Source organism: uncultured Capnocytophaga sp., assembly GCF_963525585.1.
Lineage (GTDB): Bacteria > Bacteroidota > Bacteroidia > Flavobacteriales > Flavobacteriaceae > Capnocytophaga.
Map to the genome: position 1 here is coordinate 1 of NZ_CAURLX010000045.1, position 16,563 is coordinate 16,563.

Annotated in this window: 15 protein-coding genes; 3 read left to right on the forward strand and 12 right to left on the reverse strand. The window is 39.0% G+C overall.

Annotated features, from left to right (window positions below):
* Positions 1-136: 136 nt before the first annotated feature.
* The 9 genes from RYK20_RS09275 to RYK20_RS09315 all read right to left on the reverse strand — a co-directional run bounded on the left by RYK20_RS09275 (position 137) and on the right by RYK20_RS09315 (position 12,384).
* Complete coding sequence (locus RYK20_RS09275) at positions 137-1,300, reverse strand: OmpA family protein (RefSeq protein WP_311455704.1); 1,164 nt, start codon at positions 1,298-1,300, stop codon at positions 137-139.
* A gap of 13 nt (positions 1,301-1,313) precedes the next feature.
* Positions 1,314-3,080 carry an outer membrane beta-barrel protein gene (locus RYK20_RS09280; protein WP_314895209.1) on the reverse strand — a complete coding sequence of 589 codons (1,767 nt, stop codon included), beginning with the start codon at positions 3,078-3,080 and terminating at the stop codon, positions 1,314-1,316.
* 312 nt (positions 3,081-3,392) lie between these two features.
* Positions 3,393-3,932, reverse strand: coding sequence for a CopD family protein (locus RYK20_RS09285; protein WP_297978225.1), 540 nt, complete (start codon positions 3,930-3,932; stop codon positions 3,393-3,395).
* A gap of 176 nt (positions 3,933-4,108) precedes the next feature.
* Complete coding sequence (rpoB, locus tag RYK20_RS09290) at positions 4,109-7,906, reverse strand: DNA-directed RNA polymerase subunit beta (RefSeq protein ID WP_314603419.1); 3,798 nt, start codon at positions 7,904-7,906, stop codon at positions 4,109-4,111.
* Between the two features lie 266 nt (positions 7,907-8,172).
* Positions 8,173-9,129 carry a hypothetical protein gene (locus tag RYK20_RS09295; protein ID WP_314895210.1) on the reverse strand — a complete coding sequence of 319 codons (957 nt, stop codon included), beginning with the start codon at positions 9,127-9,129 and terminating at the stop codon, positions 8,173-8,175.
* 21 nt (positions 9,130-9,150) lie between these two features.
* Positions 9,151-9,801 carry a hypothetical protein gene (locus RYK20_RS09300; RefSeq protein WP_314895211.1) on the reverse strand — a complete coding sequence of 217 codons (651 nt, stop codon included), beginning with the start codon at positions 9,799-9,801 and terminating at the stop codon, positions 9,151-9,153.
* Between the two features lie 193 nt (positions 9,802-9,994).
* The gene (locus RYK20_RS09305) at positions 9,995-10,837 is read right to left on the reverse strand and encodes a DUF4476 domain-containing protein (RefSeq protein WP_297978221.1); all 843 of its coding nucleotides are present in this window, start codon (positions 10,835-10,837) and stop codon (positions 9,995-9,997) included.
* 23 nt (positions 10,838-10,860) lie between these two features.
* A complete protein-coding gene (locus RYK20_RS09310; protein WP_297978220.1) occupies positions 10,861-11,565 on the reverse strand; it encodes a phosphatidylcholine/phosphatidylserine synthase in 705 nt (234 codons plus the stop codon).
* A 3-nt stretch (positions 11,566-11,568) separates the two neighbouring features.
* Positions 11,569-12,384: a hypothetical protein gene (locus tag RYK20_RS09315; protein WP_314895212.1), complete on the reverse strand. Its 816-nt coding sequence runs from the start codon at positions 12,382-12,384 to the stop codon at positions 11,569-11,571.
* A 67-nt stretch (positions 12,385-12,451) separates the two neighbouring features.
* Here RYK20_RS09315 and RYK20_RS09320 point away from each other — a divergent pair, with 67 nt between their 5' ends.
* Genes RYK20_RS09320 through RYK20_RS09330 form a run of 3 tightly spaced genes read left to right on the forward strand, consistent with a single transcriptional unit; the run spans position 12,452 to position 14,044 of the window.
* The gene (locus RYK20_RS09320) at positions 12,452-12,847 is read left to right on the forward strand and encodes an RNA-binding S4 domain-containing protein (protein ID WP_297978218.1); all 396 of its coding nucleotides are present in this window, start codon (positions 12,452-12,454) and stop codon (positions 12,845-12,847) included.
* A 2-nt stretch (positions 12,848-12,849) separates the two neighbouring features.
* Positions 12,850-13,338 (forward strand): phosphoribosyltransferase family protein, encoded by a 489-nt coding sequence (locus tag RYK20_RS09325; RefSeq protein WP_314603414.1) that lies wholly within the window; start codon positions 12,850-12,852, stop codon positions 13,336-13,338.
* A 43-nt stretch (positions 13,339-13,381) separates the two neighbouring features.
* A complete protein-coding gene (locus RYK20_RS09330; protein ID WP_297978226.1) occupies positions 13,382-14,044 on the forward strand; it encodes a hypothetical protein in 663 nt (220 codons plus the stop codon).
* Here RYK20_RS09330 and RYK20_RS09335 read toward each other — a convergent pair whose 3' ends face one another.
* The 3 genes from RYK20_RS09335 to RYK20_RS09345 all read right to left on the reverse strand — a co-directional run bounded on the left by RYK20_RS09335 (position 14,045) and on the right by RYK20_RS09345 (position 16,335).
* Positions 14,045-14,893: a geranylgeranylglycerol-phosphate geranylgeranyltransferase gene (locus RYK20_RS09335; RefSeq protein ID WP_314895213.1), complete on the reverse strand. Its 849-nt coding sequence runs from the start codon at positions 14,891-14,893 to the stop codon at positions 14,045-14,047.
* A 131-nt stretch (positions 14,894-15,024) separates the two neighbouring features.
* Positions 15,025-15,912 (reverse strand): histone deacetylase, encoded by an 888-nt coding sequence (locus RYK20_RS09340; protein WP_314895214.1) that lies wholly within the window; start codon positions 15,910-15,912, stop codon positions 15,025-15,027.
* Between the two features lie 69 nt (positions 15,913-15,981).
* Positions 15,982-16,335, reverse strand: coding sequence for a DUF805 domain-containing protein (locus tag RYK20_RS09345; RefSeq protein WP_314895215.1), 354 nt, complete (start codon positions 16,333-16,335; stop codon positions 15,982-15,984).
* Between the last annotated feature and the right edge of the window lie 228 nt (positions 16,336-16,563).

The window sequence follows — 16,563 nt, forward strand, 5'->3', positions numbered from 1 at the left end:
GCAACCAGATGTTTATTTTCTTGATATAACTTGGATTGGAATGCTCTTATTAGGGTTTATATCCAAGTTCCTCAAAAAAAGTTTAAACACGTTTGTTATAAAAAATAAGGATTGATATACTCAATCCTTATTTTTATCAACGTATTATAACGGATATATCTACTCTTCGAGCTTTTTCTTTATCAACTGAATTATCTATTCCTCTAAAAGCGGTAAGTATTCGTTGTAATGCTATTCCCTGCTTTTGAAGTAGGTGAGCGACACTTTCCGAACGCCTCATTGACAAATGGTTATTGTATTCTAAGGAACCTACATTGCTCGCATATCCCTCCAATAGGATAGATAGCTCTGGATTATCTCGAAGCATCGCCACTATTTGTTCAATAGCCTGTGTATCGAGTGATAAAGGGGTATAGGCATTATTAGCAAAGTAGATAGGGGTCTTTTTATGCCCATATTTAGCCAACAAATCTTCTAATGTACGCCTTCTTTCTTCAGAGATAACCGTATTACTTCCCTTGGAGTCCTGTTCTTTTATATTTCGCACAGCAATTGTGGGTTCTTTATGGCTTTGTACATTATTTTCCGCTTGTTTCTTAGAAACCAACAATAAAGAATCTACACTCTGTTGGATTTCGTTAAGTTTTCCCTTATTATTCAAGGTAGCCAATGGAACCACTGCTGCCGCTAATATTTTTTGTTGATTACTTAAATCTGCTATAGACTTAGCTATTGCGTCTAACTGCTTTTGTAGCAAAGCATCCTTATTAGGTGCATTATTAGCCACATTCTTTGTCATATTAGGATTATTAGCAGTCTGCTCTACCGTATTGGGTTTGTTATTAGCCGCAATCTTTGCTGTATTAGGATTACTAGCTGTATATTTTCCCGAATTAGGTTTGTTATTAGCCACATACTTTACCGTATCCGTCAGGTGAATAACCGAGATACTGTCTTTCTTCATCATATAAGCCAATAAGATATCTAGTTTTCTATTTACTTGCTCTATATCTGTATATGTTGAGTCTGTATTTTGAGCTAAATAGTAAAAGTTCTTTACCTCATTGGAGTTATATATATTAGAAACAGCCTTTTTTTGTTGAGATTTATGCAAATCAGCCAGTTTTTCCGACCTTATTTTTCTCATTTTAGCTTCTGCGACCTTTTGCAAGAGTAATTGTAGTTCCTCCTTGGAAAGAACAATCTCTTTTTGTGGCTCATATAGCTTCTCTTGAGCATAAATAATACTTGGAACAAACGCTAATATGAATAAAATCCCCTTTTTTAGAATATGATTCATATTATTGGGCTTTTTATTTTTTCCTATTTATTGTTGTATTTGTCCTTTGTGTTGTAGGGACTATGATATTTGTTTTCTCAACTTTTTCTTCCAAATTCTTGACAGCTTCAAGGATAGATTGATTTATTTTTTGTTGTTCTTCTATCGTCTTATCATTATTTTTAAGCTCTAACAACAATTTTTCAAGTCTATCAATACGTTGGTCTGGTGTCTTACCCTCTCCTTCTTCTATTTTATTAACCACTTCAGAGATTAATGTTTGTAATTGCTCTGGGGTCATTCTCACCAAGTGCGCTTGATTCTCGGTAGGGTAAGGAATATTCTCAGCAACATAATTATTACGCAATTCTTCCCATTTTTTCTTCTCTTTTAGTAATAAAGAAGCGTTATTTATATCATTTTGACGGTAAGCATTTTGTATTTGTTTCTCAACAGTTGCAATTTGAGTATTATAATAGTCTATATCTTTTTGTTTTTGAGATACTGGAGCTACTTTTGTAGTAGTTTGAACCTTTGTTTGCTCAGTTACATTATTAGTTTCTGGAGTGTGAAGTTGGCTAACTAGGTCTTGGTAAGTATACTTTTCGTTTTCTTTTGCAAACTTAATACGAATCCCTGCATTATAGAGGATATTGGTTTGTAACTTATCAGGTGATTTCAAAGCATTAGTGGCATTTTCATTATTTGTTGTATATAACATATTAGCTGCACCGAACAACTCTAAATGCTTGCCTAGAGGAATCGCTAAACCAACGCCTCCTTTTGCAAAAATACCAGATTCATTCTCAACAGTAGCCACTTTTCCTTGGTAACCATTACCAGCCTTAAGATATCCTCCCCCAACGGTAATGTAAGGAACTACTCCGTTAGAAACATTAAGACGAGCTGAGAAATCTGCTCCATACAATGAAAGTTTGTCAAAGCTTGAAGATATTTTTTCATCATTCATTGCTTGATAATAGAACCCTCTTATTCCTATGTATTCTGTAAAGTCAAAACCTAATGAAGCACCTGCTAAATAAGCATTACGGAAGTTATTATCGTTATCAAAATTAATATATCCAAGTGATGGAGCTAGGACAAATTTGAAGCTTTTAAGATTGGTATAAGAATGGTCTAGCTCAGTAAGTTCATTAGGATTACGCCCTCCCAAATACAATTGTAAGCCAGCCCCAACAGACCAATTGAACATATTTTTATCAGAAACATTATTGGTTATCCACTGATTGTAAGTACTTGTTCTAGGCTCTGAAGTTTTATGAAGAATATTAGAAGCATCTAAGTTAAAACGAGAACCTTTTGCTTGTACATTAAGGGTAAGTCGTCTTGCCAAATTGAATTTAGCTCCTAAACCAAATGTGAAATAAACCGCATCTTGCCCTACTTCATTTGCTTTTATCGTTTGAATCCCTGAACCTAAGGTAATATAAGGTTGAAAAGAGTAAGCCATCGGTATATTCCCTTTGAGTTCTCCTCCCCAACGGCGAGCATCTACATCTGTAGAGACAAACGCGTTCTTTATGTTATCTGGTGCCGAGAAACCATCAATAGTTGATTTCAAACCTAATGATTGGCTATATGAACCCAGTAATTCTAGGTTTCTACCAAAGCCAAAACCTACATACCCTCCAGCCATAAAGCCATTCTCAATGGCTGACTTTTTATTCCACCATACATATTCTGCTGTAGGGGCAATAGCAAAACTAATATCCTTAACTTGTGCGGATACATTTGTCCCCAATATAATAGCGAAAAGACCTATGAAAATTTTTCTTCTCATAAAATAATTATTTATCTTGTTTTTTTATTTTTACAAATAACTGTTTCTAAAAACAGGGCAAATGTACAAAAATATTTATATAATCAACAAAAAAAAATAAGATTTTCATCAGCACAAAAGCTTTATTTTTTATTCTTTGTAAGAAATCCTACCATCAGAAGAATTTATAGTGTTATTAACTGTTAAATAGCTTCTATTTTATCATAGAAATACGAAAAACTTTATCCTAGAAAAATAAAGCACGAGCATTCTGCTCGTGCCTATATAAATTTATTTTTTAACCTAACTATCTTATTTTCAATCCATTTATATTTATCTCTTGATTCTATTAACGATTTTGACCACCAACATAATAAGTACCCCCATCGCAACAAATGAAATCAGGGTTGCCCACCAATATCTTAAGAAAAAATCCTTAAGAACGACCGCGAAGACAATAGCAAAGAGTAAGAGCGTGGCCACCTCATTCATCATTCTCAGGCGTAAGGAGCTATAAGGGGTTTGTTCCCGCTGTAGAGCTTTGATCATCCGCCACGACCAATAATGATATGCCAGCAAAAGAATGACTCCTGTAAGCTTAATATGCATCCAGCCTTGGGTAAGATATGCCCATCCTGTACTATAAAGCAGATATATTCCTGTAACAGACATAATACACAGAGCCGGCACAGTGATGATATTCCAAAGACGTTCTTCCATAAAGCAAAATTGCTTATGTAAAAGGCTTCTCTCTGGTTCATCTTTAGCTAAAGCTTCTGTATGGTAGATAAAAAGACGTACCATATAGAAAATACCAGCAAAATAGCTCACTACAAATATAATATGAAGGGATTTGAGTATAGAATAGGTCATTTTTCCGAATTAAAGAAGTCTTCTAGATAACATCGTTTATTTAGCTTTTATAAGCGACATATAACTGTGCAAAAATACAATATTTTAAGGTAAAAAACAAGAAAAATAAAAAGAAAGAGACTACTGAAGTAATCCCTTTCTTTTACAAAATTAAATATTATGCAAATTTATTGTATCTACTCTTCCAAGCGAATATCCAATCCGAGTCCTTTGAGCTCGTGCATAAGTACATTAAAGGATTCAGGTAATCCTGGTTCAGGCATTACGTCCCCGTGAACAATAGCTTCATAGGTACGAGCACGACCAATAACATCATCGGACTTCACAGTAAGGATTTCTCGTAGGGTGCTAGAAGCTCCATAAGCCTCAAGAGCCCATACCTCCATCTCTCCGAAACGTTGTCCTCCGAACTGAGCCTTACCACCAAGTGGTTGCTGTGTGATAAGTGAGTAAGGACCGATAGAACGAGCGTGCATCTTATCATCAATCATATGTCCAAGCTTGATCATATAGATAACTCCTACAGTAGCTTTCTGGTCGAAACGCTCTCCAGTTCCTCCATCATAAAGGTAAGTATGTCCGAAGGCGGGTACGCCTGCCTTATCTGTATATTCTGTAATTTGTTCTAGAGATGCTCCATCAAAGATAGGAGTTGCAAACTTCAAGTCTAGCTTTTGTCCTGCCCATCCAAGTACCGTTTCGTATATCTGTCCGATGTTCATACGAGAAGGCACCCCTAGAGGGTTCAGTACAATATCTACTGGAGTTCCATCTTCAAGGAATGGCATATCCTCATCACGAACGATACGGGCAACAATCCCCTTATTACCGTGGCGTCCTGCCATCTTATCCCCTACTTTAAGCTTACGTTTCTTAGCGATATATATCTTAGCCAACTTCATAATACCTGCTGGGAGTTCGTCCCCTACAGATAGGGTAAACTTATCCCTACGGAGCATTCCTTGTAGGTCGTTCAGCTTAATTTTATAGTTATGAATCAAGTCATTTACCAGTTCATTGGTATGGTCATCAGTAGTCCATCCTCCTGGAATAAGATGTGTATAGTCCTCAATCTCACGGAGTCCTTTCTGGGTATGTTTTTTTCCTTTAGCAATGATTTCCTCACCAAGGTCATTGAATACCCCTTGAGATGTTTTTCCATTGACTAAGGAGAACAATTTATCAAGAAGGCGATCCTTAAGGGCTTCTGCTTTAGCATTGAAAGCAGCGTCTAGGGCAGCCATTTCGTCTTTTTCTTTAGCGCGTTTTTGGCGCGTTTTTACCGCACGAGCGAAAAGCTTCTTGCCGATAACTACCCCTTCCAATGAAGGAGAAGCTTTTAAGGAAGCATCTTTCACGTCTCCTGCTTTATCTCCGAAGATAGCACGAAGAAGTTTCTCTTCTGGGGTAGGGTCTGATTCTCCTTTAGGAGTTACTTTCCCGATAAGAATATCCCCTGGCTTGATATTAGCCCCTATACGAACAATTCCGTTCTCATCAAGGTCTTTAGTAGCGTCCTCAGAGACATTAGGAATATCATTGGTAAGTTCCTCTTCTCCAAGTTTGGTATCACGTACGTCCAATGTATATTCATCAATATGGATAGAAGTGAATATATCTTCACGGATTACTCGTTCAGAGATTACAATCGCATCCTCAAAGTTATACCCTTTCCAAGGCATAAAAGCTACCTTCATATTACGCCCTAAAGCAAGCTCACCATTCTGAGTAGCATACCCTTCACAGAGTACTTGTCCTTTGCGTACACGGTCTCCTTTACGTACGATAGGTTTGAGGTTGATACAAGTTCCTTGGTTGGTACGGCGGAACTTAATAAGGTTATAAGTAGTAAGTTCATCATCAAAGGACACAAGGATTTCGTCCTCAGTACGATCATACTTAATTACAATTTTATCAGCATCTACGTAGGTTACTGTTCCTTCACGTTCTGCATTCATCAGTACACGGGAGTCTGTAGCTACACGTTGCTCAAGCCCTGTTCCTACAATAGGAGCTTCAGGACGCAAGAGGGGTACTGCCTGACGCATCATATTGGATCCCATCAAAGCACGGTTCGCATCATCGTGCTCTAGGAAAGGAATCAAGGAAGCCGAAATAGAAGCAATCTGGTTAGGAGCCACATCTATATAATCTACTTCCTCACGAGTAATTACAGGGAAGTCTCCATCTTCTTTCACAACAAGGCGTTCGTCAAGGATATTTCCTTGTTCATCTACATTAATATTAGCTTGAGGAATCTTAAGTCCTTCTTCCTCCTCAGCACTCATATAGATAAGCTCATCAAGCTTTACTTTTCCATTTTCTACCTTTCGGTAAGGGGTTTCAATGAATCCCATATTATTTACCTTAGCATATACCGCCAAGGAAGAAATAAGCCCGATATTAGGTCCTTCAGGAGTTTCAATAGGACAAAGACGCCCATAGTGAGTATAGTGAACGTCACGCACCTCGAATCCGGCACGCTCACGAGAAAGACCTCCAGGTCCTAGTGCTGAAAGACGACGCTTGTGGGTAATCTCGGCTAATGGATTGGTTTGATCCATAAACTGAGAAAGCTGGCTGGTTCCAAAGAAAGAGTTGATTACCGAAGAAAGTGTCTTAGCATTAATCAAATCCATTGGAGTAAACACCTCATTATCACGTACATTCATACGCTCACGGATGGTACGAGCCATACGAGAAAGTCCCACTCCAAACTGAGCTGAAAGCTGCTCACCTACAGTACGTACACGTCGGTTAGAAAGGTGGTCAATATCATCCACTTCCGCCTTAGAGTTAATTAACTCAATAAGATATTTAACAATCGTGATAATATCCTCTTTGGTTAGGACTTGCTTATCCATATTGATATCAAGCCCTAATTTTTTATTCATACGATAACGCCCTACATCTCCAAGGTTATAACGCTGATCCGAGAAGAAAAGCTTATCAATAATGTCTCGAGCTGTTTCCTCATCGGGTGGTTCTGCATTACGAAGCTGACGATAGATATGTTCTACTGCTTCTTTTTCAGAGTTGGTAGGGTCTTTCTGAAGGGTATTGTGGATAATGTTATAATCTACAGCACGCTCCTCTTCCTTATGAAGAAGAATTGTCTTCACATTGGCTTCCACAATTTGGTCAATATGCTCCTTCTCAAGAACAGTATCACGGTCAAGAATAATCTCATTACGTTCTATAGAAACTACCTCTCCTGTATCCTCATCTACGAAATCCTCGTGCCAAGTATTAAGCACACGAGCCGCAAGACGACGCCCAAGGTACTTTTTAAGCCCTGTTTTGGAAACTTTTACCTCCTCTGCTAGGTCAAATATTTCAAGAATATCCTTATCACGCTCAAAACCAATAGCACGGAAAAGAGTGGTTACAGGAAGTTTCTTCTTACGGTCAATGTAAGCATACATTACATTGTTAATATCGGTAGTGAATTCAATCCAAGAACCCTTGAAAGGAATGATACGAGCCGAATAGAGCTTGGTACCATTGGCGTGGAAAGACTGCCCGAAGAAAACCCCTGGCGAACGGTGTAACTGAGAAACAATTACTCGTTCTGCCCCATTGATGATAAAGGTACCGCTACCGGTCATATAAGGGATAGTACCCAGATACACATCCTGCACAATGGTTTCAAAATCCTCGTGCTCAGGATCTGTACAATAGAGCTTCAAGCGCGCCTTAAGCGGAACACTGTAAGTGAGCCCACGCTCAATACATTCCTCCACTCCATAGCGAGGAGGATCCACAAAATAATCAAGAAATTCAAGAACAAACTGGTTGCGGGTATCCGAAATAGGGAAGTTTTCTTTAAAAGTGCTATAAAGCCCTTCATTACTTCTGGCATCGGACTTGGTATCTATCTGGAAGAAATCTTGAAAGGACTTCACCTGAATATCCAAAAAATCAGGATAATCAGGCACGTGCTTAGTAGAAGCAAAATTGATTCTGGCAGCCATCTAGTATAATTATTAATTCATTAATGATTGTTTTCTGAAAAAAATAGGCTCAATACACAACAAATTCCAGTCCATAAAATACATTTAAGAACTGGTACTCAGTGAGTTATTTGAATAATTGATACATACTCTTTTCAAGAGGGCAAAGATAATACTATTTTTCCAGATAACCAAACGGACATTTGTTAATTATCCCTTGCCAACTGTTAATTTCTCGTGATATTTTCTAGAGAAAGACTCAAAAGGAGCAAGCAAAATACCCTATACTAATAATACTTAATAATCCTTTGCGTAACAAGGAACACGCCTTCACTATCAGAAGTTATTTTCTCAATCCAGTTATGATGCTCGTCATACTTATACGTATAGAAATGAGAATTATTACATTTTACCTTTGGATTTTCTAAAAGATCGCCCTCTTTCTTGTGTTCTATCGCAACGTCTCCTTTCTCGTTGTACTCATACGAATACTTTATAAAAGAAGTATTGTCCCACCAATGTTCTTTTTTACTTATCTTTCCTTGAGTATCATAGACAAAGACATCTCTGTATTGTACGTCTCCTGAAGGAATTGCTGCCCACTTGAGGGAGGTAAGTTTCCCTTCTTTATTATAAACAAAAGTAAGATGTGTGGTAGAAGCATATATTTTCCCTTGGTTGTGTCGTATAGAGGAAATCTTCTCTTCTGTCAGTTGTCCTAAAGAATCATAGGTATAAGTACTATGTTCCTTAAGCAGATTCCCTTGATAGGTCAGCGCAGAGGTTTTTCTTGCCTTGGGGTCATTGTCCATTGGATCATACTGATATATGACAGACCAACAATGATCTCGTTCTTTTTCAGGAAGTTCCCCTGTGTCATAGATTTCAGTATAGCCTGATAGACGATATAGCTTATCATACAGGAAAGTAGTCTTCACCATACAATGTGTAGGCGCATCATATTCCTCATAGGTTAGTTTTCTTCCTTTCTCATCGAAAGTAATACGGCGCTTTACTATCTCGAGGGTTTTGTATGCTGTTTCATAAGTACGATTGCGGTAATGCTCCAAAGAAGTATAGTAATTCTCCTCCACCGAGAGCACCTTTCCTTTGAGATTTTTGAACTCTTCATAGGAATCTACCTCTTGGGCTCTTACACAGAAACCAAATAGAAAAAAGAGGTAAATAATCCCCTTAACCCCTGAAAGAGGAATTAATAACCCTTGAGAAGTAACCCATTTCATAAAGTATCTAAAATAGTAAAATTAAAAAGTCTCTAATTTTCCTCTCCAGAACTTCATAGCTGTTTCAGCAAACTCTCTTACATAGTCATCTTCATCGGTAAGGAAAGGCTTTATATGAGTCTCTACCTCCGAGGCAATAGAAAGGACTATAATAGAGTAGATACGTGAAGAACGACTTTGATCATAGCTTTCATCTTCTGTGTCAAGGTTGTCAATCTCTTGGTATAACTGTTTAATAATTTCCTTTCTTCCTTCAAAGTCCTCTAGAGTTCTAGATGGAAAATCAAATACATTTTCGGGGAGGTCTTTTAGCTCATCAAAGTCATAAGCCTCCTCGTGCTGCTCGATAACCTCAAGCAAACGGCTAATACTCTTAAAGCGAGGTTGTTGTTGGTCTTGGAACTCGTGATCAAGATGGCAGACCATTCCCTTACGAGCTCCTCCGACGAACACACACCAATAATTGGAATTTTCATCCGTAAGGATTACTCTCAGGTCGTTAAAAAGAGTATAATCATTGAAAAAATCCTGCATTCCCTCAAAATCCTCATCTTCAACAGCTATAAAACCATCTCTTCCACGAATAAAACGCTCTTCTCCATAGAATTTTTCCAATTGTTCTATATCTTTGTTGTCAATTTCTGCTTTTTTGAGTTCATCAAATACTTTCATAAGATTATTAAGGATTAAATACTGATTAATTATTAGGAAATTACTAGCTAAAGAATCTGTAGAAGCAAAAATAAGGTATCCTTGTTATACTTTTGAAAAGCAAAAAAAGAACCTAGATTCAAATGGGAGCTCAGGTTATACTCTGAGCCCCCTTAACTATAGAAGATTATGATTTAGAACAAAGTAATAATACCTACTGCTTAGAGATAAACCTCATCAGGTCTTTACGATAACGTTCGAAAGTAAAGACTTCATAGAGTGTAAAGTAATTCCCCTTATCTACACAACGGGGGTAGAGAGCCGTTGCCCACTGATATTTATCCTTATCAAAGTTGAATTCAGTAATCAATAGTTTTATCTGAGCACAGGTAAAGGCTACCTTGGGTTGAGCTTGGAGGTATTCATTCCTTTCGGAGTCAAAGGAAAGCCTCCTATAAGCATTATAAAAAGTAGTAAATACATCATCTGGCATTACCCTCATACTAGGATTCTCAGGAAGATGAGGGGTAGCGCGATAGGGGTTATTCCACAAATCATTCCAGTTCTGCACCCCATACCATTGTTCTTGTATAGGATAAGTATCCAGTTCATAGAGCCCATATCTTATAAAATAATCCAGCACAGTACGGCTATTAGGCTGAGGATATAGGGTAGAACGGTATACAAGGTACCCATTGAGGTATATGGTTATAGGTTGAGGCCTAGAAGGAAGGTCAAAAAAGCGAAATTTTCCTGTATCTCCACTTATCTGTTGTGCTCCTACCGACACGGTAAAATAGCCTCTCTCTGGGATTCGTAGAAAGACTTCACTAGTACCTGGTGCCTGCATCTCCCATTGGTATTGTTGAGGAGAGTTCCGGTATTGGTCAAGGTCAGGACGCCTTTGGCTCCCTCCATCTACCTCTATCTGAATACGTAATTTATTGATATCAGAAAGTTTAGCTTCATTCTGTAAGTGCTTACCTACAGTAGCGGCTTCTTGAGCTGAAAGCAAGGCTGTCATCCCAAGTGCAAGGAATAAAAATTGTTTTTTCATTTAAGTATCTTTATTATCACCTCCTAGTGATTCTTCTTCTCTAGTTGGTTCTGTAGAATAGATAGCAAAATATATGCCAAAATAATCATTGGCAATGCTGTAACCTTAAAGATAAGAAGCAAAAGTACCGAAAGAAGCAGGTAAATATACTTCATCGCATTATGTTTCCAAGAGAAATCCTTAAACTTCAGTGCCAAGAGTGGTATATTACTATTGAGCAGATAACAACTTAGCACAGTAAGTGATAGTGTTGCCCACAAGGGTAAAGCTGAGATATAAGAAGCCTCATTGACAATCACTCCAATAGAGGTGATAAGCAAGGCATTAGCAGGAGTAGGAAGCCCTATAAATCCGTGTGCCTGCCGAGCATCTATATTAAAGCGAGCTAGGCGATAAGCAGAGGCTAAGGTAACCAGATAACCTACAAAAGGCAAATAGAAATGACTCAGACTACCATAATGAGCTGCATCATAGCTGATAAGCCAATACATCACCTGACCAGGAACTAAACCGGAGGTAACCATATCAGCAAGGGAATCCAACTGGAGCCCTAAAGGAGAGGTTACCTTCAGGGCACGAGCAAGAAAGCCGTCAAAGAAATCAAAGGTAATTCCTATAGCTATCCACAAGAGAGTCCATTGGAATTCCTGCTCAAGAGCGAATTTCAGAGCAATAATCCCCGAAAAGAGGTTCAGGAGGGTAAGAAGGTTAGGGAGATGTTTTTTCATTATCTAAGAGCATTGGTTGGCATCAAGATAGTCCGCTTTGTTATTTCCATTACAGTCCGGAAAGGTAATTGTCCCATCTGAATGATGAATAATCTCATCTATAGAAGGGATTCCATCGCCATCGTGGTCATATTTTTGAGTCTTGAGGAGCTTAATCTGGAAGATAAGGGGGGCATAAGTAGGCACCCCTACAGTTCCTGTATAGTATGCTATAGGAGAAGGAAGGAAGAAAATCCCCATTCCTCCTGTGGTAGGAGGTGTCAGTATCCCTGTAGAGGTATCTTCTGTAGCACTATCTGAGGAGTCCTTCATTAGGGCTACTCCCTCACGGAACCCTATAATAGCCCCTCCCAGATAAGCATTCGCCTGAGTCCCTAAGAGGTCGAACCAAGTATTAGTCCTCAAGGTCATTGCTTGGTCAAACACCTTCCCCTTAAGTGTCTGCCCCTTATAGAGGACAAAAGACCTATCAGCTACTGTTGCTTGGGTACCATTTCCTTCTTGAAGGATTAGGTAATACATTGTAGTATCATAGTAATTACCGTGACGATCCAGAGCTTTGATTACTTTTCTCTTTAAGTTAGGATGCTCCCAAAGAGCAGTTTTGGAGGCATTTCCCCCTGCAAGGGTATCGAGAATAAAATTCTTCTGAGCATCCAATTCGCAGAAGTGCGTGCGAAGGTAGGCTTGTATATCTCGGTCATTCTCAGGGATAACTTCCGCCATTTCACGGATTTGCACTCCATTATCATCACTTTTTCGGCAGGAGAATACTCCTAAAGAAAGCAGTGCGACAAGGCATATATACTTCTTTGTCATCAGGTAAAAATTTATCTATGAAATTGGGTGCAAGTTACGAAAAAAACTTGTATTTTTGCAAAAAAAAATGCGAATAGACAAATACCTTTGGTGTGTGCGTTATTACAAAACACGAAACCTAGCAACAGAGGCTTGTAAGAAAGGACATATCCGTATTAATGGAGAGATAGCCAAAGCTTCCAAGGAGGTCTATGCACAAGACCAGCTAGAGGTACGCAAAGGAGCTATTTCCTATAAGCTTACAGTATTGGATATGCCTGCTTCTCGAGTAGGCGCAAAGCTTGTAGGGCTCTACTGTGAGGATCACACCCCTGATGAAGCTTTCGAGCAAGCTGCCCAGCAGGCAGAAGCACAAGCTTACTATCGTGCCAAAGGCGAAGGACGCCCCACCAAGAAAGACCGTAGAGCACTGGATGCCCTAACACAATATGAAGCAACTGACCCTGACCTTTTAAATGACTGATTATGACCATTATTCTCACCGCTGAACAAATCCAACATAAAATCCGTAGAATGGCCTACCAAATCTACGAAGCTAATATTCACCAAAATTCTTTTATCCTTGCTGGAATAGAGGGAAATGGCTATGTGCTTGCTCAGAAGCTCTATGAGGAACTCAAAGCCTGTTGCCCTATCCCTGTTACCCTATGTAAGGTAAAAGTAAATAAAACCAACGTCCTTGCCCCTGTAACCACCTCCCTAGAGGTCGCTGACTACCAAGATCAATCCGTTGTGCTGGTTGATGATGTACTTAGCTCAGGAGCAACCCTAATCTATGGAGTAAAGCATTTCCTAGAGGTACCTCTCAAGCAACTCAAAACAGCCGTGCTGGTGAATCGTAACCATAAGAAATACCCTATTAAGGCAGACTTCAAGGGAGTGTCCCTCTCTACCTCCCTACAGGAACATATAGAAGTAAGTTTTGAAGGAGAAGCAGTTGCTTACTTGGAATAGCCATAGAAGTGCATTTTAGGTATAAAAACAATTAGAAATGAACATTTTATTGAGCTTATTATTAGTATTTATCTTCCTGAACTCTGTGTTGAAGTTGAGCTTCTGGAAGTGGGGAGCTGTAGCTATTTTCACTATTGGAGTAGGGGCTTTCCTATGGAATGTATTGGACTTTGCTACAGAGCAATCCCAAGTAACCCTTTCTGCCCTAGTGAATGACCCCAAGGTGCTCAGTGATATGGCTGTACTAGTAACCATAGAAAGTGCTGTAGGAATGGTATTCTGCTTTGTAAGCCTAAGAGACTTTTACCAAGGCAGACAAAGCCGATGGAGCCACATACTGAAATGGTTCCCTGGAGTACTACTCTTCCCCACCCTTTTCTATGGGCTTACTCAAACTATTTTTGCCTTCCCTGGCGCTTCCTTTACCCATCTGGCTGGGTGGTATGGAATGGGGGTAATTGGAATCATTTTGTTAGGCTCTCGAGCACTAAAAAGCCTATTACCAGAAAAGGAATTACGCCTAGAGGTACATCTGCTAATGAATGTCTTTGTAACTCTCCTAGGGCTTACCTGTACCGCCAGTGGGCAGATCATCTATGTTCCTCACAGTGAGCCCCTGAACTGGCTCCTCTTAGGAGAGATTTTCCTCTTCTTCTCAGGACTCTTTGTACTAGGCTTTTTCCTGAAGAAATATTTTCATTTCTAATTATACCAACGCAATAGAACAAACTCCTATAACAATAATCACTTTCAAGATATTCTTCAAGAAAGCATAATGCGTCTCTGTTTGGCTTTTCCACAGAATTGGTAGGTATACACTCACCAAGAGAATTCCTGCCAAAATAAAGTAGTATTTCATTCCTCCTGTATCGGGAAAAGCCGTTAGGAAATAGATACAAACGAGTGTGAGAGCTATAATAATAGAAATCAATTGCTTAGAACTACGTTCGCCATAATCTGTTGCAATAGTATGATAGCCTAATGCAAAATCCCCCTTGAGATTCTGTAAGTCCTTAGTAAAATCCTTAGCCAGTAACAGATAATAGAGGAAAGCTGCGTGGAGGAAGAGAATCTTCTGGAAATTATGATAATAAACAAAAATAGCAAAGAAAGGAATAATTGCCAAAATCCCTGCTACAATATTGCCTACCAATACTATCTTCTTGAGCTTATGAGAGTAGAACCACATCATAAAAATATAGATGGAGAAGAACAACACCGCCCGAAAGGAAACATAACTGGCAACCATTGTTGAGAGAAAATTCAAGAGAAAATAACAAATCAGCTGGGTGCGCTGGCTTACCAGATGTACTAGCTGTGAGCGGATAGGCTGGTTAATCAAATCCTTTTCCTTGTCATAGAAAGCATTTACAATATACCCCCCTGCGACTGCCAGTGCTGTAGAAAGTACCAAAGCAAAAAGATTTCCATCCAAGATAACTTCCTTAAAAGGCTTCTTGGAAAGGATGAAAATAGCTGATAGATACTGCGCTAAGCAAATCATCAGGATATTATACCCTCTGACTACTGAAAAAAGACTTAACAAATATTTCATTCCCTAAAAGCTATTTTCTTGCAAAAATACAATATTTAGCAACAAAAGTCAAGGGATTGTGCGGTTAAAAGGAAGATAATTATTTGTTGCTAATTGTTAATGACTGGTGTGGGATAGGTAGGCTATCCCTTTTATGAGAGAAATACCCTAAAGGTATTGGTATGCGCCTTAAGAATCGTGTCTATTTTAGGAGAATACCCCCCTCCCATACTACACTGTATAGGTAGCCCATAACGTTGTATATATTCATATACAAGGGTATCCCTCTGCTTACATCCCTCTAGTGTCAAGGAGAGCCTACCCAGTTTATCACTCTGTAGAACATCTACCCCTGACTGATAGAATACAAACCTAGGTTGTACCCTATCAAATAAGGTTCTCAGTGCTTCGTCTAGTACCGAGAGATACCGCTCGTCTCCTGTATCATCAGGCAGAGGGATATCCCAATCGGAGGTTTCTTTCTCAAAAGGATAGTTATGGGTAGCGTGCATAGAGAAGGTGAATACTTCAGGTGTATGGGCAAATATCTCTGCCGTACCATTCCCTTGGTGTACATCTAGGTCAATGATTAGAATAGGGCTTATCCTAAGGTGCTTAAGGAGGTAAGCTGCAGCAACAGCCTGATCATTCAGCATACAGAAGCCCTCTCCCCTATTGGAAAAAGCGTGATGGGTACCTCCTGCAATATTGAAAGCACAGCCATTCTCCAGAGCATATTGAGCTCCTTGTAGGGTACCTCCCACTAGAGATACCTCCCTACGAACTAGTTGCTCACTCTGCTGAAAGCCTATGCGAATCGCCTCACGCTGAGGAAGAGTCAAGGAGAGGAACTGACGTACATAGGTAGGGCTATGTGCCAGTATAAGCTGCTCAAAAGAAGCTGGTTCTGGAGTGAAAAAATCAGTAGGTTCCACAATCCCTTCCCATAACAAAGCCTCATATAAGAGGGCATACTTCTCCATTGGGAAGCGATGATTCTGGGGAACAGGATGTGTATAGATAGGGTCAAAAGCAATCATTGGCAAAAGGAAAATGAGTTAGTAAGAGATGCCCCACTAACTCATTAATACATTTTAAATATCTATGGATTACTCTCCAGCTTTAGGATCTGGTCCATATTGGTTTTCTCTGCGTTCTCCTTCAGTACAACAGAGGATTAGGCTGTAGATAGGGATGAAAATATACCACCAATCTTTTCCTACATCGTGCATACGACGTACTGCTACAGCAATGCTAGGAATTATGCTTGCAAGTATATAAAGCATTGCAACAATACCAAAGATAGCCCCTCCATTTTCTCCTAGGGCCATACCTACTCCCAGAAGACCATAGTAGATAAGAGTGTTAAAAAGGACGAACATCCAATACTCTTTTCTGCGGGCTCTCCCATTGAAATTAGCGAAGTTTTTGGTAAAAACCTCAATAAAGTACTTTTGAAACATACTACAAATAAATTTAATTATTAACTGTCAATTATTAAAGATTTTCTTATGGAAAACCCTTTTTTATTCAAGGGCTTCCTAATCAGGGAGCAAAATTAATAAAAATAAATGAATGAAACAAACTTTTTTATGATTTAATAACCAACACTACAATCCCAAACATAACTTTTGCTCATAGAAAGCAAAATCATCCTAATTTCACTTCTATATACACCTCTACAATAAAAA